At 69.4% G+C, this 25,485-nt stretch carries 27 protein-coding genes and 1 riboswitch; of the genes, 12 read left to right on the forward strand and 15 right to left on the reverse strand.

What is annotated here, in order from left to right:
- Positions 1-28: 28 nt before the first annotated feature.
- The 3 genes from cimA to ACTMTI_RS12955 all read right to left on the reverse strand — a co-directional run bounded on the left by cimA (position 29) and on the right by ACTMTI_RS12955 (position 2,516).
- Positions 29-1,603, reverse strand: a complete 1,575-nt coding sequence (cimA, locus tag ACTMTI_RS12945) for a citramalate synthase (RefSeq protein WP_441120519.1) — start codon at positions 1,601-1,603, stop codon at positions 29-31.
- An 87-nt stretch (positions 1,604-1,690) separates the two neighbouring features.
- Positions 1,691-1,855, reverse strand: coding sequence for a hypothetical protein (locus tag ACTMTI_RS12950; protein WP_441120520.1), 165 nt, complete (start codon positions 1,853-1,855; stop codon positions 1,691-1,693).
- 16 nt (positions 1,856-1,871) lie between these two features.
- Complete coding sequence (locus ACTMTI_RS12955; RefSeq protein ID WP_441120521.1) at positions 1,872-2,516, reverse strand: DsbA family protein; 645 nt, start codon at positions 2,514-2,516, stop codon at positions 1,872-1,874.
- Positions 2,517-2,578: 62 nt separating this feature from the next.
- Here ACTMTI_RS12955 and ACTMTI_RS12960 point away from each other — a divergent pair, with 62 nt between their 5' ends.
- On the forward strand, positions 2,579-3,223 hold the full coding sequence (locus ACTMTI_RS12960; protein WP_441120522.1) for an O-methyltransferase: 645 nt from the start codon (positions 2,579-2,581) through the stop codon (positions 3,221-3,223).
- Positions 3,224-3,390: 167 nt separating this feature from the next.
- Entirely contained in the window at positions 3,391-3,933 is a 543-nt protein-coding gene (locus tag ACTMTI_RS12965) for a Uma2 family endonuclease (protein ID WP_441120523.1), read from the forward strand.
- On the opposite strand, the gene ACTMTI_RS12970 is transcribed toward ACTMTI_RS12965, so the two are convergent.
- Both ACTMTI_RS12970 and ACTMTI_RS12975 read right to left on the reverse strand, forming a co-directional pair.
- Positions 3,930-5,027, reverse strand: coding sequence for a branched-chain amino acid aminotransferase (locus ACTMTI_RS12970; RefSeq protein ID WP_441120524.1), 1,098 nt, complete (start codon positions 5,025-5,027; stop codon positions 3,930-3,932). The genes ACTMTI_RS12965 and ACTMTI_RS12970 overlap by 4 nt on opposite strands.
- Before the next feature lie 213 nt (positions 5,028-5,240).
- A complete protein-coding gene (locus ACTMTI_RS12975; protein ID WP_441120525.1) occupies positions 5,241-6,287 on the reverse strand; it encodes a 3-isopropylmalate dehydrogenase in 1,047 nt (348 codons plus the stop codon).
- Positions 6,288-6,387: 100 nt separating this feature from the next.
- Positions 6,388-6,528: riboswitch (cyclic di-AMP (ydaO/yuaA leader) on the forward strand.
- A gap of 175 nt (positions 6,529-6,703) precedes the next feature.
- On the opposite strand from ACTMTI_RS12975, the gene ACTMTI_RS12980 reads away from it, so the two are divergent.
- Both ACTMTI_RS12980 and ACTMTI_RS12985 read left to right on the forward strand, forming a co-directional pair.
- A complete protein-coding gene (locus tag ACTMTI_RS12980) occupies positions 6,704-7,111 on the forward strand; it encodes a C40 family peptidase (RefSeq protein WP_441120526.1) in 408 nt (135 codons plus the stop codon).
- Between the two features lie 58 nt (positions 7,112-7,169).
- Positions 7,170-7,985, forward strand: a complete 816-nt coding sequence (locus ACTMTI_RS12985) for a class I SAM-dependent methyltransferase (RefSeq protein ID WP_441120527.1) — start codon at positions 7,170-7,172, stop codon at positions 7,983-7,985.
- 409 nt (positions 7,986-8,394) lie between these two features.
- Here ACTMTI_RS12985 and serA read toward each other — a convergent pair whose 3' ends face one another.
- Complete coding sequence (serA, locus tag ACTMTI_RS12990; RefSeq protein WP_441120528.1) at positions 8,395-9,984, reverse strand: phosphoglycerate dehydrogenase; 1,590 nt, start codon at positions 9,982-9,984, stop codon at positions 8,395-8,397.
- 239 nt (positions 9,985-10,223) lie between these two features.
- Between serA and ACTMTI_RS12995 the strand changes: the two genes are divergently transcribed.
- A complete protein-coding gene (locus ACTMTI_RS12995) occupies positions 10,224-11,078 on the forward strand; it encodes a hypothetical protein (RefSeq protein ID WP_441120529.1) in 855 nt (284 codons plus the stop codon).
- 76 nt (positions 11,079-11,154) lie between these two features.
- The gene (locus ACTMTI_RS13000) at positions 11,155-12,516 is read left to right on the forward strand and encodes an MFS transporter (RefSeq protein WP_441120530.1); all 1,362 of its coding nucleotides are present in this window, start codon (positions 11,155-11,157) and stop codon (positions 12,514-12,516) included.
- Here the strand turns inward: ACTMTI_RS13000 and ACTMTI_RS13005 are convergent.
- Together ACTMTI_RS13005 and ACTMTI_RS13010 are read right to left on the reverse strand one after the other, a co-directional pair.
- A complete protein-coding gene (locus ACTMTI_RS13005) occupies positions 12,476-12,781 on the reverse strand; it encodes a hypothetical protein (protein WP_441120531.1) in 306 nt (101 codons plus the stop codon). The two genes, ACTMTI_RS13000 and ACTMTI_RS13005, sit on opposite strands and share 41 nt — an antisense overlap.
- The gene (locus ACTMTI_RS13010) at positions 12,778-13,290 is read right to left on the reverse strand and encodes a PadR family transcriptional regulator (protein WP_441120532.1); all 513 of its coding nucleotides are present in this window, start codon (positions 13,288-13,290) and stop codon (positions 12,778-12,780) included. Before ACTMTI_RS13010 ends, ACTMTI_RS13005 begins: the two co-directional genes overlap by 4 nt.
- Positions 13,291-13,378: 88 nt before the next feature.
- Here ACTMTI_RS13010 and ACTMTI_RS13015 point away from each other — a divergent pair, with 88 nt between their 5' ends.
- The 3 genes from ACTMTI_RS13015 to ACTMTI_RS13025 all read left to right on the forward strand — a co-directional run bounded on the left by ACTMTI_RS13015 (position 13,379) and on the right by ACTMTI_RS13025 (position 16,538).
- Positions 13,379-13,930, forward strand: a complete 552-nt coding sequence (locus ACTMTI_RS13015; RefSeq protein WP_441120533.1) for an FHA domain-containing protein — start codon at positions 13,379-13,381, stop codon at positions 13,928-13,930.
- A gap of 100 nt (positions 13,931-14,030) precedes the next feature.
- Positions 14,031-15,575, forward strand: coding sequence for a D-alanyl-D-alanine carboxypeptidase/D-alanyl-D-alanine endopeptidase (gene dacB, locus ACTMTI_RS13020; protein WP_441120534.1), 1,545 nt, complete (start codon positions 14,031-14,033; stop codon positions 15,573-15,575).
- Between the two features lie 180 nt (positions 15,576-15,755).
- Positions 15,756-16,538 (forward strand): CAP domain-containing protein, encoded by a 783-nt coding sequence (locus ACTMTI_RS13025; RefSeq protein WP_441120535.1) that lies wholly within the window; start codon positions 15,756-15,758, stop codon positions 16,536-16,538.
- Between the two features lie 131 nt (positions 16,539-16,669).
- Here ACTMTI_RS13025 and ACTMTI_RS13030 read toward each other — a convergent pair whose 3' ends face one another.
- Positions 16,670-17,575 (reverse strand): hypothetical protein, encoded by a 906-nt coding sequence (locus ACTMTI_RS13030; protein ID WP_441120536.1) that lies wholly within the window; start codon positions 17,573-17,575, stop codon positions 16,670-16,672.
- Positions 17,576-17,678: 103 nt separating this feature from the next.
- On the opposite strand from ACTMTI_RS13030, the gene ACTMTI_RS13035 reads away from it, so the two are divergent.
- Together ACTMTI_RS13035 and ACTMTI_RS13040 are read left to right on the forward strand one after the other, a co-directional pair.
- Positions 17,679-17,930: a hypothetical protein gene (locus tag ACTMTI_RS13035; RefSeq protein WP_441120537.1), complete on the forward strand. Its 252-nt coding sequence runs from the start codon at positions 17,679-17,681 to the stop codon at positions 17,928-17,930.
- A 2-nt stretch (positions 17,931-17,932) separates the two neighbouring features.
- Positions 17,933-19,138 carry an acyltransferase family protein gene (locus tag ACTMTI_RS13040; RefSeq protein WP_441120538.1) on the forward strand — a complete coding sequence of 402 codons (1,206 nt, stop codon included), beginning with the start codon at positions 17,933-17,935 and terminating at the stop codon, positions 19,136-19,138.
- Here the strand turns inward: ACTMTI_RS13040 and map are convergent.
- The 5 genes from map to ACTMTI_RS13065 form a co-directional block, all read right to left on the reverse strand.
- Positions 19,125-19,892, reverse strand: coding sequence for a type I methionyl aminopeptidase (map, locus tag ACTMTI_RS13045; RefSeq protein ID WP_441120539.1), 768 nt, complete (start codon positions 19,890-19,892; stop codon positions 19,125-19,127). The two genes, ACTMTI_RS13040 and map, sit on opposite strands and share 14 nt — an antisense overlap.
- A gap of 101 nt (positions 19,893-19,993) precedes the next feature.
- On the reverse strand, positions 19,994-20,881 hold the full coding sequence (locus tag ACTMTI_RS13050) for an alpha/beta fold hydrolase (protein WP_441120540.1): 888 nt from the start codon (positions 20,879-20,881) through the stop codon (positions 19,994-19,996).
- A gap of 21 nt (positions 20,882-20,902) precedes the next feature.
- Entirely contained in the window at positions 20,903-21,268 is a 366-nt protein-coding gene (locus tag ACTMTI_RS13055) for an HIT family protein (RefSeq protein WP_441120541.1), read from the reverse strand.
- Between the two features lie 99 nt (positions 21,269-21,367).
- Positions 21,368-21,529 carry a hypothetical protein gene (locus tag ACTMTI_RS13060; protein ID WP_441120542.1) on the reverse strand — a complete coding sequence of 54 codons (162 nt, stop codon included), beginning with the start codon at positions 21,527-21,529 and terminating at the stop codon, positions 21,368-21,370.
- Between the two features lie 2 nt (positions 21,530-21,531).
- Positions 21,532-22,668: a glycosyltransferase family 2 protein gene (locus ACTMTI_RS13065; RefSeq protein ID WP_441120543.1), complete on the reverse strand. Its 1,137-nt coding sequence runs from the start codon at positions 22,666-22,668 to the stop codon at positions 21,532-21,534.
- A 196-nt stretch (positions 22,669-22,864) separates the two neighbouring features.
- On the opposite strand from ACTMTI_RS13065, the gene ACTMTI_RS13070 reads away from it, so the two are divergent.
- Positions 22,865-23,503 carry a class F sortase gene (locus ACTMTI_RS13070; RefSeq protein WP_441120544.1) on the forward strand — a complete coding sequence of 213 codons (639 nt, stop codon included), beginning with the start codon at positions 22,865-22,867 and terminating at the stop codon, positions 23,501-23,503.
- Here the strand turns inward: ACTMTI_RS13070 and ACTMTI_RS13075 are convergent.
- Positions 23,496-25,472 (reverse strand): heavy metal translocating P-type ATPase, encoded by a 1,977-nt coding sequence (locus tag ACTMTI_RS13075; RefSeq protein ID WP_441120545.1) that lies wholly within the window; start codon positions 25,470-25,472, stop codon positions 23,496-23,498. The two genes, ACTMTI_RS13070 and ACTMTI_RS13075, sit on opposite strands and share 8 nt — an antisense overlap.
- Between the last annotated feature and the right edge of the window lie 13 nt (positions 25,473-25,485).

The raw sequence follows: 25,485 nt of genomic DNA on the forward strand, positions 1-25,485 counted from the left end.
AGGCGCGGGGGCGCGTCTTTCAGCAGTCTCAGCAGTCGCGCCCCGCGCGCAGCAGCCCGTACGTCACCGCCTGCTCCAGCGCCTGCCACGAGGCGTCGATGATGTTCTCGGCGACGCCGACCGTGGCCCACTCGGAGGTGTCGTCGCTGGAGGTGATGAGCACGCGGGTGATGGCGCCGGAGCCGTGGGTGCCCTCGAGTATGCGCACCTTGAAGTCGATCAGCTCCAGCCTGGCCAGCTCGGGGTAGAGCTTCTCCAGGGCCAGCCGGACCGCCCTGTCGAGGGCGTTGACGGGGCCGTTGCCCTCGCCGGTGGCCACGATGCGCTCGCCCTTGGCGTGCAGCTTGACCGTGGCCTCGCTGACCAGCTCGCCGCCCTTCGTACGCTCGACGATCACCCGCCACGACTCGACCTCGAAGTGGCGCTTGCGCTCCCCGTGGACGGTGTCGCGCAGCAGCAGCTCGAAGGACGCGTCCGCGGCCTCGAACGTGAACCCCCTGGACTCCAGGTCCTTGACCCGCTCGACGAGGGTCTTGGTGTGCTCGGGCGTGAGCTCGTAACCCAGCTCGCGGCCCTTGAGCTCGACGGAGGCGCGCCCGGCCATGTCGGAGACCAGCATGCGCATGTCGTTGCCGACGGCGGCCGGGTCGATGTGCTGGTAGAGGTTGGGGTCCACCTTGATGGCGCTGGCGTGCAGGCCGGCCTTGTGGGCGAAGGCGGACATGCCGACGTAGGGGGCGTGAGAGTTGGGGGTGACGTTGGTGACCTCGGTGATCGCGTGCGCGATGCGGGTCATGTCGGCCAGCGCGCCCGGCGGCACGAGGTCGAAGCCCCGCTTGAGCTGGAGGTTCGCGACGACGGTGAAGAGGTTGGCGTTGCCCGAGCGCTCACCGTAGCCGTTGGCGCAGCCCTGCACGTGCGTCGCGCCCGCCTTGACGGCGGCCAGCGTGTTCGCGACGGCGCAGCCGGTGTCGTCGTGGCAGTGGATGCCGACGCGGGGGCCGGCCTGGACGGCCTCGTGCACGATGTCGGCCAGCTCGTCGGGGAGCATGCCGCCGTTGGTGTCGCACAGGGCGATGACGTCGGCCCCGGCCTCGGCGGCGGTCCTGAGGACCTCAAGAGCATAGGCTGGATTGGACTTGTAACCGTCGAAGAAGTGCTCGGCGTCGAGGAAGACTCGCTGCCCCTCCGCACGAAGGTGGGAGACCGTGTCGCGGATCATCGCGAGGTTCTCCTGAAGGGTCGTGCGAAGGGCCAGCTCCACGTGCCGGTCGTGACTCTTGGCGACAAGGGTCACGACCGGCGCGCCGGATTCGCGCAATGCGGCCACCAGGGGGTCGTCGGCGGCCTTCACACCGGCCCGGCGGGTCGCGCCGAACGCGGCTAGTTGCGCGTTTTTCAGGTCGAGCTCTGTTTGAGCGCGCCTGAAGAACTCGGTGTCCTTGGGATTGGCGCCCGGCCAGCCCCCTTCGATGAAACCGACGCCCAGGCCATCCAAGTGACGCGCGACGGCGAGCTTGTCGGCGACGGTCAGGTTGAGCCCCTCCTGCTGCGCGCCGTCACGCAGGGTCGTGTCGTATACGTGGAAGCGGTCGTCGGCCATGAGCCTCTCTTCTCTGTGAAAGATCTCCGGAATGCAAAAAGACCCCTCACGGACGTGAGAGGTCTGCGCGCTGGCGGTGTCCCTGTGTCAGCCAGCGCGCCTGCCGATAATGAGCAGACCGTAGAACATGATGCCGCCCAGTCTGCCATACGTATCCACTGTCCGGCACACCGGTCTCACGTTGTGGTCACACACGAACGCCGTGGTCACCGCCACGAACGTCATGGTCACCGCCACGAACGTCGTGATCACGCCACGAACGTCGCGGTCACACCTCGACGCCGTCGCCGCCCGTGATGACGCGTTCGAGCGCGGCGGGATCGAACGCCTCGTTGCCCAGCATCCGCCCGTCCAGCAGCACCGTCGGCGTGCCCTCGAGCGGCACTTTCGCGGTCTGCTCCAGATGAGCCCGCGCGTACGACTGTGACGTCACACACTCGTCCACGGCCGCGCCCGCCTTCCTGGCCGCCTTGACCAGCTCCTCGACGGTGAACCCGGAGGCGGTGCCGTGCGGGGCGGGCTGGATGGCGTACAGCTCGTCCCTGAATGCCAGCCAGTTCGCCTCGGGGACGCAACGCGCGGCCGCGGCGGCGCGGATGGAGTTGGAGCGCATGGGCTCGTCCTGGAAGATCGTCACGGGATGGAAGACGACCTTGACCTTGCCCTCGCGCGCCAGCCGCTGGATCGTGGCGTCGACCTTGGCGTGCATGTCCTTGCAGATCGGGCAGTCGAAGTCCTCGTACACGTCCAGCACGGGAGCGTCGCCGGCCTTGTCGGCCAGCACCATGGAGCCGTCGACCTGTCTGGTCAGCCGTACCCCGTCGGACGACGCGCCCGGCGGCTCCCAGAACGCCAGCACCCCGATGACGGCGATCGCCACGCACGCGACCGCGACCGCTACCAACCGCTTCATTATTCGCCCACTTCCGCCTTATTGATCGCGCAGACCCTACCGGAAGCGGAAACAATGGCCACATGAAGGCATACCTCCTCAACCCTGCCGTCGCTCAGTACGTCTACGACCACTCCACCGAGCCCGACCCCCTGCTGGAGGAGCTGGCGAAGGAGACCGTCCGGATCGCGGGCGACAGCGCGGGCATGCAGATCTCCCCCGACCAGGGTGTTTTCCTCACCATGATCACTCAGCTGGTGGCACCCGAGGTGGCCGTGGAGGTGGGGACGTTCACCGGCTACTCGTCGGTGTGCATCGCCCGCGGGCTCACCGGGGGCCGGCTGCACTGCTTCGACGTGAGCGAGGAATGGACCTCGATCGCCCGCCGCTACTGGTCGGAGGCGGGTGTGGCGGACCGGGTGACGCTCACGCTCGGGCCGGCGCTGGAGACGCTCTCCGCGTTCGACCAGACCATCGACCTGGCCTTCCTGGATGCCGACAAGGGCAACTATCCCGGTTACTACGAGCTGCTGATCGAGCGCATGCGGCCCGGCGGACTGCTGATCGCGGACAACACCCTGCGCCGGGGGTGGGTGGCCGATCCGGCGCATGAGGAGGTCACGACGGTGGAGATCCGCCAGTTCAACGACCTGGTGATCGAGGACCCGCGGGTGAGCGTCCTCATGCTGCCCGTCGCCGACGGGATGACGCTGATCAGGAAAAAGTAGCCGCCGCGCCCGCTGTGATCAGGAAGAGGTGGCCGCCGCGGGCCCGCTGTATTCAGGAAGACGCGGCCGCCGCGGGCCCGTGATCAGAAAGGCGGCCGCACTCCCTGGATTCACGCCCCCGCCGGACAATACGCTGAGCCACCTGCCGACTACGTGAGGACGGTGGCATGGTCAGGCCGCTCGAAGAGCGCTTCCGCACGGTCCGCGATCTGCTTCCGGACTATCGGGTGGAGACGACCGGGAACCGCATCGTCGTCCACGAATCCGGCACCTGGCAGCACAACACGGTCCTGTCCCGGCTGCTGTTCCAGATCGTAGGCCCGGCGGCCGCGCGGGGCTGGGAGATCTGGCCGAACATCACCGTCCACCTGGGGGAACAGGCCGACCGATACGTGCCCGACCTCGCCGTGGTGCCGCCGTCCCCGCGCATGGCGGAGGACCACGCCGTCCACGGCGATTCGACGGTGCTGCTGGTGGACGTGGTCTCCACCAGCAGCACCTACGACGACTATTTCGTCAAACCGACCGGCTACGCGCCCGCCGGGGTGCCGCTCTACCTGGTGATCGACCCCTTCCAGGAGTCGGCGACGCTGTTCAGCGAGCCGGGCGAGCGATACGGCAGGGAGACGGCCGTGGGCGCGGGCGAGCCGCTCGTGCTGCCCGCCCCGTGGGAGTTCGCCCTCGACACCGGGAAACTGCTGTACGCCTAGACGACCTTGTGGATCCAGTTGTGGGAGTCGGGGCGGGCGCCGTACTGGATGCCGACCAGCTCCTCGCGCACCCGCATCGTCACCGGGCCGGGGGTGCCGTCGGCGATGGTCCAGGAGCGGTCGGCACCCTTCACCGAGCCCACCGGCGTCACCACGGCCGCCGTGCCGCAGGCGAACACCTCGGTCAGCTCGCCCGACGCGCAGCCGTTCTGCCACTCCTCGACCGAGATCAGCCGCTCCTCGGTCTCCAGGCCGAGGTCGCCGGCCAGCGACAGGATGGAGTCCCTGGTGATACCGGGCAGCAGGGTGCCGGTCAGCGCGGGGGTGATGAGCTTGCCGCCGAGGACGAAGAACAGGTTCATGCCCCCCATCTCCTCGACGTACCGGTGCTCGTGGGCGTCCAGCCACACCACCTGGTCGCAGCCGTGCTCGACCGCCTGCCGCTGCGCGACGAACGCCGCGGCGTAGTTGCCGCCGCACTTGGCGAAGCCGGTGCCGCCGGGGGCGGCCCGGGTGTACTCGGTGGACAGCCAGACCGACACGGGCTTGATGCCACCGGTGAAGTACGAGGCCGCAGGCGAGGCGATGACCATGTACTTGTACGTCTTCGACGGATAGTTGACGCCGAGCCCCGCCTGCGTGGCGATCATGAAGGGGCGCAGGTAGAGGCTGTGCCCCTCGGTGGTGGGCACCCACTCCTTGTCGGTCTCGACGAGCAGCTCCAGCGACTCCACGAACGTCTCCTCGGGCAGCTCCGGCATGGCCATGCGGGCGGCCGAGCGGTTGAAGCGGGTGGCGTTCGAGTACGGGCGGAACATCACGATCGAGCCGGCGAGCTGGCGATAGGCCTTGAGGCCCTCGAAAAGCTCCTGGGCGTAGTGGAAGACCGAGGTGGCGGGGTCGAGAGAGAGCGGGCCGTACGGCATGAGCCTGGCGTCGTGCCAGCCCCGGCCGTCGGTGTAGTCGATGGAGATCATGTGATCGGTGAAGGTCTGCCCGAAACCAGGGTTCGCCAGTACCTGCTCGCGCTCGGCCGCGGTGCGAGCGTGGTCGGATAGCTGCACGTCGAAGCTGAGCTTCTGAGCGATGGTCATGACGGCGGTCCTTCTCTCTACGACTTCTGCGAAATCTACCGAAAACTGCTGGATGTGCGACTGCGCGGCAGCCGCTCGGGGGCAGCTCGTACTTCCTATTGTCTCGCTATATGGGATGGCAAGCGGCCTATGGGGTAATTCAGCCGTTCAGACGCGAAAAAGCGCCTGGCAGTCCTCTTCGGACCACCAGGCGCGTTTCGGGGCTAGGCGGTCCTAGCCGGATACTCGCGCGGTGATGTCGTCGCCGATCTCGTGGGTGGTGCGGCCGGCCCAGCCGGCCAGGCGCTCCACGATGTCGTCGGCGACGGCCTGCTCGACCTTGGCCGCCTCGGTGTGCAGGCCCAGGTGGTCGAGGAGCATGGCCACCGACAGGATGGTCGCGGTGGGGTCTGCCTTGCCCTGTCCGGCGATGTCGGGCGCGCTGCCGTGCACCGGCTCGAACATGCTGGGCGCGGTCCGCTCAGGGTTGATGTTGCCACTGGCGGCCAGGCCGATGCCACCGGCGATGGCCGCGCCGAGGTCGGTGATGATGTCGCCGAACAGGTTGTCGGTGACGACCACGTCGAACCGCTCCGGCTGCGTCACGAAGAACATCGAGGCCGCGTCGATGTGGGAGTAGTCGGTCGTGACCTCGGGGTATTCCTCCGCCAGGCGGTTGACCGTGCGCTGCCACAGGTCGCCGGCGTAGGTCAGGACGTTGGTCTTGTGGACGAGCGTGAGCTTCTTGCGCGGCCGGGTCATGGCCTTCTCGAACGCGTAACGCACCACGCGCTCGACGCCGTAGGCGGTGTTGAGCGACTCCTGGGTGGCGATCTCGTGGGGCGTGCCGCGCCGCATGGCGCCGCCGGTGCCCGCGTAGAGGCCCTCGGTGCCCTCGCGGACGACGATCATGTCGATGTCCTCGGCGGGCGTGTCGGCCAGCGGGGTCTCCACGCCGGGGAACAGCTTGACCGGGCGCAGGTTGACGTAGTGGTCGAACTCGAACCGGAGGCGGAGCAGCAGGTCGCGCTCGAGGATGCCCGGCGGCACACTGGGGTCGCCCACGGCGCCGAGCAGGATCGCGTCATAGCCGCGCAGCTCTTCGAGCACCGAGTCCGGCAGCGTCTCGCCGGTGCGGTGGTAGCGGGCTGCTCCCAGGTCGTAGTGGGTTGGCTCGATCTTCGTGCCGACGGCTTCCAGGATCTTCAGTCCTTCGGCCACGACTTCGGTGCCGATGCCATCTCCGGGGATGACGGCCAAGCGGATGTTACGCGACTCCATGGGCGGTACCTTACCGGCTCGTCTCGACTGACGAACACATCATCTCACTTTTCGGACGTCGGCTTTTTGTCTGTATTGCACCTCTTTGACCGTTTCGTTAGAGTCCGTCGAGCCTAATCCACGCAGCCGTTGTGTGGAGCCGGGGACCCACTTTTCCCTGGGGCGAATCGGCACCCGTGCCGTAGGGCTGCTTCCAAGCCCGAGCCCGTCAGCTAACCCGGTCGGCCGCATGGAAGGACACCCCCCTGTCTCGCATCGCCATAGCCCTGGCGGCGGGCGCCGCCGGGCTCATCCTGGCCACCCCAGCCCAGGCCGCGACCACCGACGACCCCATCACTCCGACCGGCTCTCACGCCAAGCCCATCCAGGAACAACCCGCGCCCAAGCCCGCTTGGAAGATCGCCCTCAAGTACGCCATGCACAAGCGCGGCACCCCGTACGTGTGGGGCGGCACCGGCAATCGCGGGTATGACTGCTCCGGGCTCATGCTCAGGGCGTACGAGCGGGCAGGGATCCAACTGCCACGCACCGCGCGCCAGCAGTACGGAGCGTTCGACAAGAAAATCGGCTGGGCTGACCTCAAGCCCGGCGATCTGGTCTTCTTCCACAACCTCGGGCACGTGGGCATGATCTCCCGGCCCGGCCACATGGTCCACGCGCCACGCACAGGTGACGTGGTCAAGGAGGAGCGCCTGACCAGCTGGCGCAGGAACTCTTTCGTGGGCGCCGTCCGTCCCGACCCCAAGGGCGTACGGCTCTGGTCCGAACTCAAGGAGCAGCGCCGCACCCCGGCGCCCGCCATGCTCAAGTCGGCGACCCTGTAGGAGGCGCGACGCGAGCGGCTCCGCGTCGCGGGGCCGCTCGCGGACGTAGCGTGGTGGTATGCCACCCGAGAAGGTGCATCTCACCGAGGAGAAGGCCACGCTCCTCGCCACTCTGCACGGGCGGGCGCTGGACGCGAGGTCCGGGCATCCGATCCTCGGCGACGACATGGCCGCCGAGGTGATCGACCGCATCGATCACGACTTCTCCAAGACCGGCATGAACGCCGCCCTCGCCGTCTCGGTCGCGCTGAGGGCTCGCTTCATCGACCGGTGGGCGGCCGAGTTCCTGGCCGCGCACACCGAGGCCACCGTGCTCCACCTGGGCTGCGGCCTCGACACCCGCTTCCACCGGCTGGCCCCGCCACCCACCGTCCGCTGGTACGACGTGGACTACCCCGAGATCATCGAGCTGCGGGAGCGGCTGTTCCCCGAGGCGCCCGGCTACCACACGATCGGCTCATCGGTCACCGACCTGACCTGGCTGGAGCAGGTCCCGGCCGACCATCCGGTGCTGGTCGTCGCCGAGGGCCTGCTCTACTATCTCGATCCTGACGGGGGCCGGGCCCTCCTCCGGGCGATCGTGGGCCGCTTCCCCGGCGGCCGGCTCGTCTTCGACGCGGTGAGCAGGCTCGGGCTTCGGATGCAGAAGCTCAACAGGCCGGTGCGCAAGGCCGGCGCCACGCTGGTGTGGGGTGTCGACGGCCCGGACGAGCTGGTGGCGATCCATCCGAGGCTGCGCTGCCTGAACGCGGTGAGCGCGTTCGACATCGACGGGTTCGACCGCCTGCCGCCATCGCACCGGATCGCCGCCCGGATCGCCAAGGCGCTGCCAGGGATGAAGCGGGCGGCGGTGTTCTACCGGCTCGAATTCTGAGGGGCGCCGCCGTTGTCCCTGCGGTCCAGCGCGGTCTGGACGGCCTCGGCGGCCTCGTCCTCGTGCTCTTCGGCGCGGTTCCAGGCATACATCTCGTACATGGTTCTCATCTCGTTTCGCGGGCGCGTTCCAAGGGGATATCGGACCCCGGTCGCGAATCCGACCAAAAGGCCTGATCTCACGGTCCGGATCGGATGGGACTTACCGGCCGACACACGCCACCACCCCGCGGCGAGTCGTCGACCTGCCCTAACAGGCCCCGCCGCGGCAGGTAATGAGTACGAACACCTGGCGCATTTGTAGTTACAGTACCCGAGGCATCTCGTTGGATGTCCTAGCATCTCGCATGGTGAGACAAGAAAAGCCGCCACCCGGAATGCTCCGGATGACGGCTCTACGCCCAGAGAGGTCAGTCCTCCAGGTCCACCGAGCGGCCGCTCTCCGCGCCGATCTCGGCCATGATCTGCTCGATGACGTCGGCCGGGATCGCCGAGTCTACGGTCAGCGCGATCAGCGCCTTGCCGCCCTTGACGTCGCGGGCCACCTGCATCGAGGCGATGTTGACGCTGTGCTCGCCGAGAAGGCGGCCGACCACGCCGACGATGCCGGGCCGGTCGGCGTAGGTGAAGAACGCCAGGTGGGCCGTCGGCTCGATCTCCATCTCGTAGCCGTTGACCTCGACGATCTTGGTGATCTGGCGAGGACCGGAGAGCGTACCGGAGACCGAGACGTGGCGGCCGTCGGCGAGCACGCCGCGCACGGTGATCACGTTGCGCCAGTCGGGGCTCTCGGAGCTGGTCACCAGCTCGACGGTGACGCCGCGGTCCTTGGCCAGCAGCGGCGCGTTGACGTACGTGACCTGCTCCTCGATCACGCCGGCGAACACGCCCTTGAGCGCGGCCAGCTCGATCACCCGCACATCGTGGGAGGCGATCTCGCCGCGCACCTCGACGTCGAGCTTGGTGGCGACCTCGCCGGCCAGCGCGGTGAACACCCGGCCCAGCTTCTCCGCCAGCGGCAGGCCCGGCTTGACGTCCTCTGCGACGGCGCCGCCCTGGACATTGACGGCGTCCGGCACGAACTCGCCGGCCAGCGCCAGCTTCACGCTCCGCGCGACCTGGGTGCCGGCCTTCTCCTGGGCCTCGTGGGTGGAGGCGCCCAGGTGCGGGGTGGCCACGACCTGGTCCAGCTCGAACAGAGGGCTGTCGGTGCACGGCTCCTTGGAGAACACGTCCAGGCCCGCTCCCGCGACGCGCCCCTCCTTGATCGCCGAGTAGAGCGCGGCCTCGTCCACGATGCCGCCGCGCGCGACGTTGATGATGCGGACGTTCGGCTTGACCTCGTGCAGCTCCTTGTCACCGATCAGCCCGATGGTCTCCTTGGACTTGGGCAGGTGCACGGTGATGAAGTCGGCCTGCTTGAGCACCTCTTCGAGGCTGAGCAGCTTGACGCCCATCTGCGCGGCGCGAGCCGGCGGCAGGTAGGGGTCGTAGGCGATCAGCTCGACGCCGAACGGCTGCAGCCGCTGCGCCACGAGCTGGCCGATCTTGCCCAGGCCGAGGATGCCGACGACCTTCTCGTCGAGCTCGACACCGGTGTATTTCGACCGCTTCCACTCCCCGTTCTTCAGCGCGGCGTGCGCCTGGGCCGTGTTGCGCGCGCTGGCCAGGATGAGGGCGAGGGTCTGCTCGGCGGCGCTGGTGATGTTGGAGGTGGGCGCGTTGACGACCATGACGCCGGCCTTGGTGGCCGCTTCGACGTCGACGTTGTCGAGTCCGACACCGGCGCGGGCGACGACGCGCAGCTTGGGCGCCGCGGCGATGGCCTCGGCGTCGACCTGCGTGGCGGAGCGGACGATCAGCGCGTCTACATCGGCGAGTGCGGGCAGCAACTGGGAACGGTCGGCGCCGTCGGTGTGGCGGACCTCGAAATCGGCGCCGAGCACGGCGAGGCCGGCCTCGGACAGCTCCTCTGCGACCAGAACGACGGGCTTGTTCACGGGCGTGAATCCTTAGCGTGCGGGCGGGTCTTCGGGGGACACGTGCACGGATCCCCCGGCGGTCCCACAGAGTCTATCCGGCGCTTGTGAACGCGTTCACGAGAGACCCACCATGTGAGACAGGTCGGCGTACCCAGCCGACGGGAAACTCACCCACTCTGCTCCCATCTTTGTCTTGATCGGGGGAATTCTTCGCCATTAGCCTGATAAGCCGTGGGCAACTACCTATCGTTCGTCATATGAGCATCGGGAATCCTGCGCTTGCCGACGTGCTCGCCCAGCATGGCACTCCTCACCGCCTGCTGAGCGCCCTCGCCGACGGCGGTGTCCTGGTGGCAGTGCGACCAGATCGATCGGTCGTCCTCGGGACGACCCAAGCCGGTGACCGGGTGCTGTTGGGGTACACCAGCCCCACCACGTACGCCAGGCACCGCGGCAGCCATTCCCTGTCGGCCTGCGACGCCGACACCATCCTGGACATCCAGCGCGTCACCGGCGTGCGGGAGATCGTGATCGACGCGGCCGGACCAGCCGCTGCGGCCGTGCCCATCGACGATCTCCAGCGCTTCCTCACCACGACGCGCACGGGACCGACGCCCGTACTGTCGGGGGCGGTGCCGGCCGCCTACGCGACGGGCGCGATGGCCACCGTCTCACGCGGTGCCGCGCTGGCCCAGGTGGCTCCTCCTGCTCCGCAGGCGCCCTCGTTCCCGTGGGTGCCCGCGCCGCGGCCGCATCTGTCGGGGCCGATGCAGCAGGTGGACCCGGGGTATCGGCGCTGCACGCACCCGATACTGCCCGCGCTGCGGCAGGCGATCGGGCAGCTGCTCATGGACTTCCCGCTGGTGCACCACGTGTGGATCTCCGAGGCCCGCACGGCGTCCGGGGCCACGGGCATCATGCTGCACGTCAAGGTGCACATGTCGGCCGCCGAGGACGTCGTCCGCGACCTGCACCGGCTGGTACGCGCCCGGCTCCCGCAGTTCGCGGCCAGCGGGGCGCCGATCCTCATGGCCAGGGTGGCCGACGCGCGCAGCGAGCGCCGGATGATCGAGATCGGCGCCCACGTGGTGTGCGCCGATGTGAGCGACTGATCTCTCTGCGTACGGCCGGAGGCCCAGGGGAAACTGGGCCTCCCCGGACAAGCTCTCGCTCGGCTTCAATGAGTGCATGATCACATCGGCAGTGGGCACGCACACGGTCCCCACAGGCGTGCGCCTGGGTTATGGCGTGGGCTCGTTCTGCACGGCCACGGTCAACGCCGTGCCCGGGCTGCTCCTGCTCTACTACATGACCAACTTCCTGGCGGTGCCCGCGTGGCTGGCCGGAGTGGTGGTCACCGCGCCCAAGATCTGGGATCTGATCATCAACCCGCTGGTCGGGCGCTGGTCGGACCGGACCGCCTCCCGCTGGGGGCCGCGGCGGCCGTGGCTGCTGGCCGGGGCCTGCACGCTGCCGGTCACGTTCTTCCTGGTGTTCGCGGGACCGTCGCTGACCGGCGTGCCGGCCGCCGCGTACGTGGGCCTCTGCTTCCTGGCCATGGCGACGGCGTACGCGCTGTTCGAGGTCCCGTACAAGACGATGCCCGGCGAGATGACGCACGACTACCACGAGCGCACCTCGCTGCTGCAGTGGCGGATGGTGTTCATCGGCGCGGCCACCGCGATCAGCGGGGTCCTCGCGCCGGTCATCGCCACGAGCGAGGGCGAGAACGGCACGCTCGGCAGCTACCGGCTGATGGCGGGCATGATCGCGGTCATTCTGCTCGCCGCCATGCTCGGCACCTTCTTCGGCACCGCCCGCGCTCCCATGACCGGCGCGCCGGAGGCGGACCGGGGCGGGTGGCGCGAGCAGTTCGCCGCGATCAAGGGCAACCGGCCGTTCCTGTGGCTCACCGTGCTGGCCTGCACGCAGATGCTCGCGGTCTCCATGATGCTGGCCGCCGCGCCCTACTTCGCCACCTACACGATCGGCTCGCCGAAGGCGACGCAGACGCTTTTCGCCGCGCTGGTGGGCCCGATCCTGCTGACGATGCCGGTGTGGGTGCGGCTGGCCAGGCGCTTCGACAAGCGGGGCGCGATGATCCTGGCGGCGCTGCTGTTCGCGGGCGGCACGGCGGGCGCCATGGCCACGCCGCTGTTCGGCGCCGTGTGGGCGCATGTGATGATCCTGGTGGTCGGCGTCGGGTACGCGGGGCTGCAGCTCCTGCAGTTCTCGATGCTGGCGGATGTGATCGCGGCGGACGCGGCCAGGACCGGCAAGCGGCGCGCCGGCGTGCTGACCGGGCTGTGGACGGCCATCGAGAACGGGGTCTCCTCATTCGGCGCGCTGATCTTCGGTGTGATCCTGTCGATCGGCGGCTTCATCGAGTCCGAGCCGAGCAGGCCGGTCCAGCAGCCGGACAGCGCGGTGACCGCGGTCCTCATCGGGCAGACCGCGGTCCCCGCGCTGATCGTCCTCGCCTCGGTGCTGATGGCGTTGAAGTACCGCCTTACGCCACCCGTCGCGCCAGTGTCAGACGCGTCCGCGTGAACGTCCCCGCCACCAGCGCCGCAAGCAGCGGCAGCCCGATCACCACACCGGCGAGGAACAGCCAGGGGATGTCGATCGTCGTGCCGCCGAGCCCGTAGAGGGACTGCTTATCCAACCTCGTCAGCGACCAGGTCAGCGCGATGCCGCTGCCCGAGGGGCCCATGACCGCGACCAGCTCCCCGCGGGAGACCTCCAGGCTCACGCCTCGCAGCGCGGGCACCTGGCCGTGCTCCCGGGTCACCTCTCGCAACCTCACCACACTCATGCGTTCTTCTCCTTGGAAACGGCCTCGCAGTGGTCCAGCCAGCGCTGCTCCGCCTCGGCCTGGAATATCAGCGAGTCGAGGACCAGCCGCTGCGCGAGCCCTCCGGTGGCGGACCGCTTGGCCAGGGTGAGCTCCTGGAGCCGGCGCATGGTGGCCATGCGCTGGGTCAGGATGACCTCGGCCATGTCGATGTCCTTGCTCGCGACGGCCATCGCGAGCTTGATGGCGAGCTCGTCCCGAGGCCGGTCGCGCTGGGCGACGGGGGTGCTGAACCATCGCTCCAGTTCCGCGCGACCGGCCTCGGTGATCGTGTAGACCGCCCGGCCCTGCTCGTCGGCGCCGCCCGGCGCCACCAGCCCGTCGCGTTCCAGACGGGAGAGCGTCGTGTAGACCTGGCCGATGTTGAGCGGCCAGGTCGCCCCCGTAGACGCCTCGAACTCCACCCGTAGCTGGTAGCCGTAGCGCGGTCCGCTACTCAGCAGTGCGAGCAGTCCGTGTCTGATCGACATGAATACTGAGTATGCATACTCAGTATGCCTATCGCAACTGATCCACGTTTTCTGGACACAAAGCGAGGTTCGGGCCGATACTCGCTACATGAGCTCGACCCATCCGCCCTTTCGCGCATCCGACGGGGAACGTGACCGTGCGATCGACGAGCTCAAAGAGCGGGCCGTAGAGGGCCGGATCTCGCACGACACCTTCGTCGGCCGGGTGGACCAGGCGCTGCAGGCCCGCAGCAGGCACGAGCTCGACGAACTGGTGGCCGACCTGCCGCGGCGGCCGACCTTCAGGCAGCGGATGACCGACGCCGTGGCGTCGGTGTCGGAGTTCACCACCAAGCTGCAGTCGGCCTGGCGGCGGCCCCGGCTGCCCCGGCTGGCGCTGCCCGACGACGACCGGCTGCGGTACGTGGTGGGCAGGGGGTCGGCCTGCGACCTCGTCCTGTCCGACCTGACGGTGTCCCGGGTCCACGCCGAGCTGCGGCGCGCGGACGACGGCGGGTGGATGCTGGTCGACCTGGGCTCGCTCAACGGGACGCGGCTGAACGGCTGGCGGCTCGTGGGGCCGGCGCGGGTCAAGCAGGGCGACGAGATCTCGTTCGGCGACTGCGGCTTCCTGCTGACCTCAAGCCAGCCGTCCTTCTGATGCGGGTGGGACGCGCGCCCTAAATACGGATATTTGCGGATCACAGGGTGGCGGCGCTGGTTCATGCTCTCATGCGATCCCCCAGTCTTTTGGAGACCCCATGCGGCGCACCTCAGCCTCCCTCGTCGCGGGCGCGCTCGTCGCGTCCCTCGCGTGGGCGTCCAGCCCCTCCTCACCTGCCGTCGCCCAAGATCCCTCAGCCGGCGTGGCCGACTTAGCGCAGGACATCAATCAGATCCTCAGCGACTCGCGGCTCACGATCGCCCGGGCAGGCGTCGTGGTCAAGAGCGCCAAGACCGGTGAGGAGCTGTACGCCACCGACGCCGGCAAGCTCCTGATCCCCGCCTCCAACACCAAGCTGTTCACCTCGGCCGCGGCTGCGGAGACGCTCGGTCTCGACTACCGCTTCCCCACCACCGTGCTGAGCGCCGGCCGCAAGGCGGGCTCGGTGCTGGCCGGCGACCTGGTGCTGCGCGGCACCGGCGACCCGACCATGCTGGCCGAGGACTACGACGCGCTGGCGGCCGAGGTCGCGGCGGCGGGCATCAAGGTCGTCACGGGCAAGCTCGTCGCCGACGACACCTGGTTCGACGGGCAGCGGCTCGGCAACGACTGGTCATGGGGTGACGAGAGCGCCTACTACGCGGCGCCGATCTCCGCGCTGACCGCCTCGCCCGATCGGGACTACGACGCGGGCTCGGTGGTCGTCGCGGTGGCCGCCGACGGCGACAAGGTCAAGGTCTCCACCACGCCGGAGACCGACTATCTGAAGATCGTCAACAAGGCCACCGTGGGCGCGCAGACCAACGTGCTCATCGAGCGGCAGCACAGCACGCGGACCGTCGTGATCACCGGTACGGTCGCGAACCCGTACCAGGAGTGGGTGGCCGTGGACGATCCCACTGCTTATGTCTCCTCGCTGTTCCGCAAGTCGCTGGCCAAGCACGGCGTCAAGGTCCTCGGCCCGACCGCGACCGGGGCTGCCCCCGAGGGCGCCAAGGAGCTGGCGAAGCACGAGTCGATGACGCTGGGCGAGCTGCTGGTGCCGTTCATGAAGCTGAGCAACAACATCCACGCCGAGATCCTCACCAAGGCCATGGGCCGCAAGGTCGCCGGCCAGGGGACGTGGTCGGCCGGGCTCAAGGTCAGCACCGACTTCGCCAAGGCCAACGGGGTCCAGGTGATCAACATGCGGGACGGCTCCGGGCTGTCGCGCCGCGACGGGTTCTCGCCCGGCTCGATCGCGCAGCTGCTGACCGCCGTACGCGGGAAGCCGTGGTTCCCGACGTGGTACGAGTCCCTGCCCATCGCGGGCAACGCCGACCGCTTCGTCGGCGGCACGCTGCGCAGCCGCATGCGCAACACGCCGGCCGCGAACAACGTGCACGCCAAGACGGGCTCGCTGACCGGGGTGACGTCGCTGTCCGGGTACGTCACCAGCGCCGACGGCGAGCCGTTGATCTTCTCCATCATGCTGAACCAGTACCTGTCGGGCTCGCCGAAGGACATCGAAGACAAGATCGCCGTCCGGCTCGCCCAGTTCTCCCGCGCCACCCCGGTCGACGCCGCCGCCCAGCTCCGTTCGGCGGACGACGCGCAGGCGGGCGATCTCGAGTGCTCATGGCTGAAGCCCGTGCAGTGCTAGAACCCTCGGCGGCCCTCTGACGCGCAGGGGGCCGCCCTGGTTTACCGAGCTCGGGACCGGCCTCGTCACGATTCGGCCACTTGGAGCTCCAGATATGAAGTGACTTTTCGGGACATGGCTTACTTCGGGGGACCAGAATGCGGGTTCGACGCAGTGTCGAGCCCTCAACCGGAGGACCAAATGCGCAGACCGCTCCAGGCATTGGCCTGCCTCGGAAGTCTGACGGCATTGAGCTTCCCCGCCCCCGCCGCGCAGGCGGCGGCCGCGAAGCAGCAGGCCGCCCAGGCGTGCCGCGTGGCCGCGGTGAAGCCGTCCGTGTCCAAGGGCAAGGTCCGGGGCACGGCCGTCCGGACGGGCTGCGCCGACCAGACCCGCCTCCGGGTACGCATCAAGGTGGCCGCCTCCGGCCCGGACCGGGTCGTCAAGAGCGGCTCGCAGATCATCGGCAACGGCAAGATCACCGCCGGCGTCACGTGCACCAGTACCGCCCGCCGCTACTACGTGGTCGCGCTCGACGCGCAGGGCCGGACCAGCCAGTCGCGCCCGGTGAAGTTGTCGTGCGGGCGGGCGCCGAGCCGGAGCTTCGCCTCGGCCCAGGAAGAGGCGGTCGTCAAGCTCACCAACCAGGCCCGGGTCAAGAACGGCTGCCGGCCCTTGATCCACGACCCCAAACTGCACCTGGCCGCCGAGCGCCACTCCGGGGACATGGCCGCCAAGAGATACTTCGATCACGACTCGCTCGACGGCCGCACGTTCGACCAGCGCATCAGGGCGGCCGGCTTCGCCTTCACCAGGGCGGGTGAGAACATCGCCCAGGGCCAGCCCACCGCCGCGGCCGTGGTCAGGGGCTGGCTCAACAGCCCCGGGCACCGGGCCAACATCATGAACTGCGCCTTCACCCACATCGGCGTCGGACACAACGCCAAGGGCCCCACCTGGACACAGGACTTCGGCGCCCACTGAGAGCCACGGGAGCGCAGGGCTTCCACCGGCCACACCCCAGCCGGTTTCCCACCGCACGCCCACAGCGCTCCCCTCCCAGCGGGCCCGGCCGCGTCTCCCCCCGCACACGGACCGCGGCCGGGCCCGCACATTCAACTCAACATCGCTCGCAGGCGGTCGTACGTGGGAGCCAGCCGGCGCAGCCCCGCCGCCACGGCGGCGTCGTCGCCCACAGTGAGCGGATGTTGCAGGCCGCCGACCACGCGGGCCTGCCCGGCGGCGACGGAGGCCGCCTCCGCCAGGCCGAGCAGTTCCAGGCACGAGGCCGCGTCGGCGAGCCGCCGGGCGCCCACCCGTACTCCGAAATGCGTCAGCAGCCCGCGCACCCCGTCGTCGAGGCCCTCCTCCACCATCTCGGCCAACCGGAGCGCGGCGTCGCCGCCGCCGAGCGACCCGGGCTTCACGGGGAGATCGTCGCGCCCCTCCAGCCAGCGAACGGCGGCGGGCAGCGCGCCGCGCAACGCCTCCAGGACGGACGTCTCGCGCACCCGCGCGAACCCGGTACGCAGCACGAACGGCGTCTGGACGTGCTCCAGCGACTCCGCCCGCCAGGCGGCCAGGAAGCCGGCGACGGGCATGGTGGCGTAGGGATGGCCGTGCGGATCGTGCACGACCACGGCGTCGCCCTCCACCGCGAGCACCACGACGTAGTGATCGCCGCCGCCGTCCGGGATATAGGGCAGCAGCGCCATGTCGACCGGCCCGGCCATGGCAGGACCGCGTTCGACCGCGGCGCGCAGCCGGGCCAGCGCCTCGCCCGCGTCGCCGCCCTCGCTGCGCTCGCACTCCCAGCCCAGCAGCTCGACGGCGGGGTCGATCCCGCGCTCGGGATCCCAGCCGTAGGGGTCGAAGTACGGTTCCCGGCCGCCCTCGAGCTGCATCCCGAACGGCGACCCCGTCAACGTCTCGATCACGCCCGGCGCAGGGGCGTGCGGGCCGAGCATCATGGCCACGCAGTTGGCGTAGCAGTAGGGTCCTGAACCCAGATAGGCGAACATCCTGCCATTGAAGGCCGTGACACGGTGTCAGGGTCCAGCGAAGCGGGCCAGGACCAGCGACTCGACGACGTCGACGGCCGCGTACGCGAGGATGGACACGCCCGTGACCACCACGATGTCGGCCGAGCACGTCGAGCAGCGGCTGCGGGCGGCGCCGTCCCTGCGTGACCACATCCTGCCCGCGATGCTGGACGAAGGGCTGGTCGCGACCGTCAACTCGGACGATCCGGCGTACTTCGGCGGCTACGTGAAGGACAATTACCAGGCGCTGCGGCGGGAGCTCGGGATGACGGACGCGCAGTTGGACCTGAACGCCCGCAATTCGTTCGACACGTCGTTCACCTACGAGGAGTGACCATGCGTATCGAGCCGTCCCGGCCGGCGGTTCCGGAACGACGTCCGGAGCTCGACGCCCTGCGTGCCCTCGTGGTGGTCGGGCTGGTGTTCTTCCACGCGTCGCTGGTGTTCGACTCGCGGGACGACTTCTACGTCAAGAACGCCGAGACGACCGAGATCACCTTCATCATCGCGGCGCTCTGCGTGATCTGGGCCATGCCGCTGCTCTTCCTCATCGCCGGGCTGGGCTCGTGGCACTCGATGCGGCGTCGCGGGCCCGGCGGGTTCGCCGCGGAGCGGTTGCTGCGGCTCGGCGTGCCGCTGGTGTTCGCCACGGCCACGATGATGCCGGTGCCGCAGTGGTTAAGGCTGCGGGCCGATCCCGCGTACCACGAGTCCTATCTGGCCTTCCTGCCGAAGTTCTACGCCGTCCGGCTGGAACCGAGCGACTTCCCGTTCGTCCTGGAGGGGACGTACTTCGAGACCGGGCACCTGTGGTTCGTGGTGCTGCTGCTCACGTTCTCGCTGCTGCTCGCGCCGCTGGTGCGATACGTGCCGCGCGAGCGGGCTCGGCGCGTCCGCGCCCGGCTGGCCGGGATCGCGCGCCCGCGCTGCGGGCTGCTGCTGCTCGGCCTGCCGGTCGCGGTGATCTGCTCCTTTGCCGGGCTGGAGGAGGCGTTCGGCGGCTGGAGCCGCTGGGCGTACCTGGTGTTCTTCCTGTACGGGTTCGTGCTCGTGACCGATCCGGCCTTCCGCGCGGCGATGCGGCGGGACCGGATTCCTGCGGCGGTGACCGGGGCCGTGCTCATGGCGGCGGGGGTGCCGGGATTCATCGTCGCGGGCGACGTGCCCGGCGCCGATCCCTTCACGGACCTGACCCCGCTCACGATCGGGGTGCGCGCGATGTACGGCCTGGCCGGATGGTGCTGGCTGGTCGCGATACTCGGCGCTCTGGACCGCCCCCGCTCCCCCTCGGCCCAGGGCCGGCCGCCACGCCGGCTGTACGCCTACCTGGCCACCGCCGTGCTCCCGCTCTACGTGCTGCACCAGCCGATCGTCGTGGCCGTGGCCTACTTCGTGGTCGGGTGGCAGGCGCCGATCCTGGTCGAATATCTGGTGATCGTGGCGCTCTCCCTCGTGCTGACCGTGGCGGCCTATGACGTGCTGGTGCGGCGCACCAGGGTGACCAGGTTCCTGTTCGGGATGCGGGAGCCTACGGCAAGGTGAGGATGACCGGACCGGCCTCGGTGATGGCGACCGTGTGCTCGACGTGCACGCTCCTGCTGCCGTCGGCCGAGCACACCGACCAGCCGTCGTCGGCCATGTAGTAACCGTCGTCGCCCCCGGCCATCAGGCTCGGCTCGATCGCGATCACCAGGCCGGGGCGCAGCCGCAGCCCGCGCCCCCTGCGGGCTTCGTTGGGCACGAACGGTGACTCGTGCATGGCCCGCCCGATGCCGTGGCCGCCGAAGTCGTTCTGCATGCCGTATCCCGCGCCGCGCCCGACCGTGGACATCGCGTGGCCGATGTCCCCCATCCGGCCGCCCGGCAAGGCCGCCTCGATGCCCGCGGCCAGCGTCTCCTCGGCGACCCTGATCAGCTTGAGGTCCTCCGCGCGAGCGTGCCCGACCGCGAAGCTGACCGTGCCGTCGGCGTGCCAGCCGTCGATGTACGCGGCGCAGTCGACGCTGAGCAGGTCGCCGTCGCGCAGCCGGTACGGCGTCGGCAGGCCGTGCAGCATGACCCCGTTGACGGACGTGCAGATCACGCCGGGGTACGGGGTCGCGCCGAACGCCGGGTGGTAGCCGAGGAACGACGCCCCTGCCTTCGCCTCCGCCATGACCGTCCGCGCCACCTCGTCCAGCTGCATCAATGACACGCCGACGGCGGCCCGCTCGCGTACCGCGGCGTGGACGGCGGCGACGACCTTGCCCGCCGCCCGCATCGCGTCGATCTCCCCCGCACTCTTCAACTCGATCACGGCCCCTCCTCCTCACGTTGCCGATAACTATACCGGTATTATTATCACGTCGAGAGGAGGCGGGACACCGAAGACCGGCCGTCAGCCTGGCGCCGCCGGGCCTATGGAATGACCCGGCCCAGGAAATCCCGGACGAGGGGGACGATCTCCGCCAGGCTGGTCTCCAGCGCCCAGTGACCGGCGTCGAGCACGTGCACTTCGGCATCCGGCAGGTCCCGGAGATAGGCCCTGGCGGCCCCTTCGGGCATGTAGCCGTCGTGGGGCCCCCAGACGATCAGCGTGGGCGGCTGATGCTCGCGCAGGTACGCCTGCTCTCGGGGAAACCATTCCAGCGTCGTCGCCTGGTCCTCGAACAGGCCCACGACGTTCTCACGGCGCTGCGGGGTGTTCATCAGCGCCCAATGCAAGTTCCACAGATCCGGGCTCACCCGCGCGGCGAGGTGTCCGGGGAGTTCCCCCGCGAATTCGTCGCGGAAGCCCACCTCGGTGACGTTCTCCGCTAGCTTCGCCCGGCCCTCCGGCGTGGGGTTCGCCCAGAACTCCTTGAGCCAGGCGTATTTCGGCCCGAACTCGTCCTCGTAGATGTCTCCGTTCTGAATGACGAGCGCGGTGACCCGCTCGGGCGCGCGCATGGCCAGGCGGAGCCCGAACTGGGAGCCGTAGTCGTGGAGGTAGATGGCGTAGCGCAACAATCCCATCGCGTACGTGAACCGCTCCAGAAAATCGGCGTAGCCGTCGAAGGTGTAGGAGAAATGGGCGCGGTCGGGCGTTCCGCTGTAGCCGAACCCCGGCAGGTCGGGCGCGACCAGCCGCCATCGGTCGCCGAGTGCGGGCGTGAGGTTGCGGAATTCGTACGAGGAGCAGGGATAGCCGTGCGGCAACAGGAAGACCGGCGCGTCCTGCGGGCCCGCCTCCCGATAGAAGATCTCGATTCCGTCGACGTCGATGGTCCGATGCGCGACCGGCGCCAGTGGCCTGGTTTCAGTCATGGGGTACGGTGCTGCCCGCCGCTACGGCGTCATATGCGACCTCGAAGGCTCGTACGACCGGATTTCTTCCGCCAGTCCGCGCAGCGACTCGACCGGAAGTTCGGTCTCCGTCCACGGGGGCGTGAGATCGGTGGTCGCGTAGCGGGGGACCAGGTGAATGTGGAAGTGGAAGACGCTCTGCCACGCGGTTTCACCGCTCGCGTGCCACAAATTGACGCCTGGCGCCCGCAGCGCGCCCGTGAGTTGGCGCGCCACCTCTACGGCGGCCCGCATGACATGCGCCGCCTCGTCGAGCGGGATTTCCGCGAGGTCCCGGTGATGCGTTCTAGGGACGACGAGCGTATGCCCCTTGGTGGCCTGGGCGACGTTGAGGAAGGCGTCGGTCACGAGTCGCAATCTTGGTAGCCCGTCCGAACGCATCTCAACTCATTTTCGAAACCTCGCCAAGGAGCGATGAGCACCCCTTGGCGAGCGTTCATACGAGGGTCAGGACCCGCGCTTGGGGATGATCCGCTTGACGGCCAAACCCGCGGAGACGACCGTGAAGATCGCCAGCGCTATCCAGACGGCATTGAATCCGGCGAATGGAGCCGACAGGAGACCGCCGAACCCTGCGGCCACCCCACCGATCGGCAGGTTGTTATACATACTCACCATTTCCTTTCTCGGTGCCAGGCCGCCTCCCAGAAGGCCTTCGCCTGGACGATCTGCAGAAACACGTCGAAGACCATCTCCACGAGCAGCAACCCGGCGAGGAGCATCTGCCGGGGGCCGCGGGCGCGTACGGTAACGACGCGTTCAACAATGAAGATCACGGTGACGGCGGCCCACACGGGCTGGATCCGCAGGCCTCCCGTCGCCGTGATGGACCACACAAGGGTCCCCAAGTACAGGAAGAGGACGACGATGCCGATGAGTGAGAGCAGCTGCCGTCCCCAATAGCGCCACGTCACCTTCGTCCAGCCGTAGTCGCCGAGGTTCTCCAGCGCGCCGCGCTTCCAGCGCAGCCGCTGCCGGAACAGCTCACGCCAGGTGGGCATGACCTCGGTGGTCAGCGTGCATTCCTTGGGCGCCAGGATGCGCAGGCGCAGATGCAGGATGGCCAGGGTCAGCTCGTTGTCCTCGGTCAAGACCCGTACGTCGTACACGTGGGCGCCACCGGGCAGTTGGCCGGCCCGGCGCGCGGCGACGACCTGCTGCAACGTGAGCGCGCGGAAGATCGTTGCCGTCCCGGTCAGCACGAGCGCCTTGCCGTCGAGCCGGTGGACGTCGCGGGCGTAGCGGGCGTACTCGTTGCGCTGCAGCATGCCGACGAACCCGCCGCCGTCCTTGCCGGTGAACGTGCCGCCGACGGCCGCGTACCGCCCGGTGCACAGATATTCGAGCCCGGCCTGGACGAATCCGCGGTCCAGGGCCGAGTCGGCGTCCATGACCAGGATCGCGTCGTCGGGGCCGAGAAAGTGCAGCAACCGGTCGAGCACCTGGTTGAGCGCTCCCGCCTTTTTGTGCGCGTTGCCCACCGTCACGAACACCTCGGCGCCGAGGCGGCGAGCGATGCCCGCGGTGTCGTCGGAGCAGTTGTCGGCGATCACGATGACCCGGTCCGGGATCCGGCTCTGGGCTCGCAGCGAAGCGATGCTCTCGGCGATCTGCGCGGCTTCGTTGTGGGCGGGGATCAATACGGTGACGCGAATCTGGTCGATCCGCGCCCAAGGCAGGCTCATCTTGCCGTCGTCGCGGTGCGACGTCGGTCGCGTGCGCGCGACGGCCCGCTGGGGGGAGGTCACGTGTTCGCTTTCAGGCGGATCGGAATGAATGAGGTGGATCTATCGCCTGAAGGTGCAAAGCGCCCAGCTCACGCGTAAAGGTAGTCTATACCACTCTTACCACTCTTTTACCCCCAAACCATCGCGTATTTACTCATATACAGTGGCATCGCCCTGAAACTGGCTTTTCCCCCTTCAATCCTGGCCAGGTGTTGTTTTGCCAAGATTTCGAGTGCGCCGCGGCGTCATGCTTCCCGCCCTCGCCGCCGTGCTCGGCGCCGCCGCACTCACCGCGATGTCCTGGCCGTGGCCCGCCGCGCCGCCCGCCGCGCCCCCCGCCGCCCCGGCCGCGCCCGCCGCGACCGTGTCCGTTCCTGTGGCCACATCACCGCAGCTCCCGGCCTCGCCCCCGGTTCGGGTGGAGATCCCCAAGATCGGCGTACGCGCGAAGGTCATGAACCTGGGCCTCAACCCTGACGGCACGCTGGAGGTCCCGCCCCTGTCGAAGGCGGATCAGACAGGCTGGTACGAACGCGGCGCCGCCCCCGGAACCTCCGGCCCCACCGTGATCGTCGGCCACGTGGACTCCGCCAGCGGCCCGGCCGTCTTCTTCCGGCTGGGCGAGCTGCGCCCGGGCGACCGCGTACGAGTGACGCGGGCCGACGGCAAGATCGCCACCTTCCGGCTCGACACGCTGGAGTCGGTACGCAAGGACGCCTTCCCCACTCTGCGGGTGTACGGCGACGTTCCGTATCCGGCCATCCGCCTGATCACCTGCGGCGGCGATTTCGACCGCACGAGCGGCCACTATCTCAACAACACCATCGCCTACGGCCACCTCATCTCGATCAGCTGAGGCCGCCGGAGGCACGTCGCCAGGCGGCGTCGCGGAGCAGGCGCAGGCCGTTGAGTCCGACGATGACGGTGGAGCCCTCGTGCCCGGCCACGCCGAGCGGCAGCGGCAGCTCGCCGAACAGGTCCCAGGCCACCAGCACGGCGATGAACGTGCCCGCGATGGCGAGGTTGGCGACCACCAGCCGGCGGGCGCGCCGCGCCAGGGCGATCACGGCCGGCACGGCGGCCAGCTCGTCCCTGGTGATGACCGCGTCGGCGGTGTCCAGGGCGAGGTCGGATCCGGCCCGGCCCATCGCGATGCCGGTGTGGGCGGTCGCCAGGGCGGGGGCGTCGTTGACGCCGTCGCCCACCAGGGCCACCCGAGCGCCGCGCTCCTGCAGCTCGCGTACCGCCGCCACCTTGTGCTCGGGCAGCAGCCCGGCGCGCACGTCGGTGATGCCGACCTGGGCGGCCACCCGGCCGGCCACGCGCGGGTTGTCGCCGGTCAGGAGCACCGGCGTGGCTCCGGTCACGGCTTCCAGGTGGGTGACGGCACCGGCCGCGGCGGGCCGCGTACGATCGGCCAGGGCCAGCACGGCCACGGGCACCCCGTCCACCCGCATCACCACGGCACTGTGCCCGCCGTCCTCGCACGCGGCCACCACAGCGGCGGGTTCACCGCCGGTTTCCAGGAGCGCGGTGGGACTGCCGATCTCGACCAGCCGCCCGCCGACGCGCGCCCGCACCCCGGCCCCCGGCACCGACTCGAACGACTCGGCCCCGGGCCAGGTCAGACCCGCTTCACGGGCCGCCTGGACGACGGCGCGGCCGAGCGGATGCTCCGACCCCTCTTCGGCTGCGGCGGCCAGCGCGAGCAACCCGTCCGCGCCTTCCGTGGCGGCGGGCAGGGGATGGATCCCCGCCAGGTACGGACGGCCTTCGGTCAGCGTGCCGGTCTTGTCGAAGGCGACCTGCGTGACGGTGGCCAGCTGCTCCATCACCACAGCCGACTTGACCAGCACGCCATTGCGACCCGCGGTGGCGATGGCGGCCAGCAGCGGCGGCATGGTGGCCAGCACCACGGCGCACGGCGACGCGACGATCATGAACGTCATGGCCCGCAGCAGGCTGTCCTGCAACGGCACGCCCCACAGCAGCGGCAGCGCGAACAGGGCGAGTGTGGCGGCGACCATGGCGACGGAGTAGCGCTGCTCGACCTTCTCGATGAACAACTGGGTGCGTGCTTTCGTGGCGCCGGCCTGCTCGACCATGGCCACGATCCGCGCGATCACGGTTGCGGCCGCCGGGCGCGTCACCCGTACCCGCAGTGCGCCGACGCCGTTCAGAGTGCCGGCGAACACCTCGTCGCCCGGCCGCTTGTCCACGGGAAGGCTCTCGCCGGTGATGTTGGCCTGGTCGACGTCACTGCTCCCGGCCACGACCTGGCCGTCGCCGCCGATCCGTTCCCCCGGCCGTACCAGGATGATGTCACCGACCTCGAGCACGGCGGCATCGACGATCTCCTCGTCCCCCGCCGCGGTCAGGCGGGTGGCTCGCTCGGGGGCCAGGTCCAGCAGGCCGCGTACGGAGTCCTCGGTGCGCTTGGTGGCGACCGCCTCCAGCGCGCCCGAGGTGGCGAAGATGATGATGAGCAGCGCCCCGTCGAAGACCTGCCCGATCGCCGCGGCCCCGATCGCGGCGGCGACCATCAGCAGATCGACGTCCAGCGTCCGGTCCCGCAACGCCCGCAGCCCGGACAGCCCCGGCTCCCAGCCGCCGGCGGCATAGCACGCCAAGTACAGGCCCCACCACACCCACGCCGGCGCCCCGGCGAGCTGGCCGACGCCGCCGGCGGCGAACAGCGCGGTGGCGGCCACGGCCCAGCGCACCTCGGGCAGCGAGCCGGCTCCGCTCCGCCACCACGCCGCGACTCGGGACGGCCGGGCCTCCTGGGCCGCGGCGGCACCAGGGACTCTCAACTCTGTAGTCACCGTGCCATCGTAT

This window comes from Nonomuraea sp. H19, assembly GCF_052068215.1.
GTDB lineage: Bacteria > Actinomycetota > Actinomycetes > Streptosporangiales > Streptosporangiaceae > Nonomuraea.

Bases quoted from the DNA above. Each gene is read 5' to 3' on its own strand.
- cimA (WP_441120519.1), bottom strand. From the start codon at position 1,603: ATGGCCGACGACCGCTTCCACGTATACGACACGACCCTGCGTGACGGC.
- ACTMTI_RS12955 (WP_441120521.1), bottom strand. From the start codon at position 2,516: ATGAAGCGGTTGGTAGCGGTCGCGGTCGCGTGCGTGGCGATCGCCGTC.
- ACTMTI_RS12960 (WP_441120522.1), top strand. From the start codon at position 2,579: ATGAAGGCATACCTCCTCAACCCTGCCGTCGCTCAGTACGTCTACGAC.
- ACTMTI_RS12965 (WP_441120523.1), top strand. From the start codon at position 3,391: ATGGTCAGGCCGCTCGAAGAGCGCTTCCGCACGGTCCGCGATCTGCTT.
- ACTMTI_RS12970 (WP_441120524.1), bottom strand. From the start codon at position 5,027: ATGACCATCGCTCAGAAGCTCAGCTTCGACGTGCAGCTATCCGACCAC.
- ACTMTI_RS12975 (WP_441120525.1), bottom strand. From the start codon at position 6,287: ATGGAGTCGCGTAACATCCGCTTGGCCGTCATCCCCGGAGATGGCATC.
- ACTMTI_RS12980 (WP_441120526.1), top strand. From the start codon at position 6,704: ATGCACAAGCGCGGCACCCCGTACGTGTGGGGCGGCACCGGCAATCGC.
- ACTMTI_RS12985 (WP_441120527.1), top strand. From the start codon at position 7,170: ATGCCACCCGAGAAGGTGCATCTCACCGAGGAGAAGGCCACGCTCCTC.
- ACTMTI_RS12995 (WP_441120529.1), top strand. From the start codon at position 10,224: ATGAGCATCGGGAATCCTGCGCTTGCCGACGTGCTCGCCCAGCATGGC.
- ACTMTI_RS13000 (WP_441120530.1), top strand. From the start codon at position 11,155: ATGATCACATCGGCAGTGGGCACGCACACGGTCCCCACAGGCGTGCGC.
- ACTMTI_RS13005 (WP_441120531.1), bottom strand. From the start codon at position 12,781: ATGAGTGTGGTGAGGTTGCGAGAGGTGACCCGGGAGCACGGCCAGGTG.
- ACTMTI_RS13010 (WP_441120532.1), bottom strand. From the start codon at position 13,290: ATGTCGATCAGACACGGACTGCTCGCACTGCTGAGTAGCGGACCGCGC.
- ACTMTI_RS13015 (WP_441120533.1), top strand. From the start codon at position 13,379: ATGAGCTCGACCCATCCGCCCTTTCGCGCATCCGACGGGGAACGTGAC.
- dacB (WP_441120534.1), top strand. From the start codon at position 14,031: ATGCGGCGCACCTCAGCCTCCCTCGTCGCGGGCGCGCTCGTCGCGTCC.
- ACTMTI_RS13025 (WP_441120535.1), top strand. From the start codon at position 15,756: ATGCGCAGACCGCTCCAGGCATTGGCCTGCCTCGGAAGTCTGACGGCA.
- ACTMTI_RS13030 (WP_441120536.1), bottom strand. From the start codon at position 17,575: ATGTTCGCCTATCTGGGTTCAGGACCCTACTGCTACGCCAACTGCGTG.
- ACTMTI_RS13040 (WP_441120538.1), top strand. From the start codon at position 17,933: ATGCGTATCGAGCCGTCCCGGCCGGCGGTTCCGGAACGACGTCCGGAG.
- ACTMTI_RS13050 (WP_441120540.1), bottom strand. From the start codon at position 20,881: ATGACTGAAACCAGGCCACTGGCGCCGGTCGCGCATCGGACCATCGAC.
- ACTMTI_RS13060 (WP_441120542.1), bottom strand. From the start codon at position 21,529: ATGTATAACAACCTGCCGATCGGTGGGGTGGCCGCAGGGTTCGGCGGT.